The following is a 952-nucleotide window of genomic DNA, read 5'->3' as shown; positions in this document are numbered from 1 at the left end:
TCGGGTAAGCACGCATTTCAGTCTTCCTTCTCAGTTACGGGCAAAGGCATCGCCCTTGACCGTCAACATGAATTTCGATTGCTTGAGGTCGGGAGCGGCGTTCAGGTTCACGGCGAGTTCGATGGTCTTCACCACGACCTGCGGACCGAATCCCTTGAACTCGCTCAGATTGCGCAGCGGTCCAGTGATTTCCCAGGCACCGGAGACAACCGGATGCGTCAGGGAGGCGGCGCCTTCAGGCGGGACGGTGCCAAAGATCGCGACGTCCTTGAGCTCGGCCTTGGCCGCGACCGGCCAGAGGGTCTGCAACTGGGAGCCGAAGTGAACGCGCAGGTCCATCGCCGTCGGCAGCTTCTCTAGCACTGTCGCGAGAGGGGTCCGGGCTCCCACCGGCACTTGGGCCGGCACCGCGGCCTTGGTGTCGCCGGCCAGGAAGGTCGGCGCACCGAAGTGGTCCGGCAGCGCGTCCAGAAACGTCTGGTTGGTCAGCCCCTTGGCGCCCTGCTGGATCTCATAGGTCAACAGGCAGGTCGTCTCCGGCGTGGCAACGTCGTTGCAGGCGATGGTCGCGAGCGTCCAGCCCCCGATCTGCAACGGCACCGCATCGGCAAACCAGCGATACCACGCCGCCATCGCTGTGGCCACCGGCGCGACCGGCATTGCCGCACGCTGCGCCAGGTCCTCGGCATAGCGTTCCGCGGGCGTCTTCTGCGGTGGCGGCGGGTGCAGGCGGCGCTGATAGGCGTCGTACTCCGCCTTGCCGTACTTCCAGCCGACCGCACCCACTACCGCAAGGGTCGCGAGCACAATCAACCGCTTGCGCTGGGAAGATGCACCGGGCTTCTTCAGCAGTGCGCCCGGCCCGGCTTGCACGGCCAACGCTTCCAGCGCAAACGGCAGGTGCGTGATCCGGCGGTCGGTCGGCAACAAGGCCATCAGTTCCGGCGCGTTA

At 65.9% G+C, this 952-nt stretch carries 1 protein-coding gene; it reads right to left on the bottom strand.

What is annotated here, in order from left to right; all coding sequences use genetic code 11:
- Positions 1 to 30 precede the first annotated feature (30 nt).
- A partial coding sequence (locus CF70_RS36625) for an ATPase (protein WP_035865487.1) occupies positions 31 to 952 on the bottom strand: 922 nt, incomplete at its 5' end.

Origin of the sequence: Cupriavidus sp. SK-3, from assembly GCF_000611145.1 — a bacterium.
Classification (GTDB): Bacteria; Pseudomonadota; Gammaproteobacteria; order Burkholderiales; family Burkholderiaceae; genus Cupriavidus.
The sequence above is the reverse complement of the archived record's forward strand: the minus strand, read 5'-3'. Positions and strand labels throughout refer to the sequence as shown.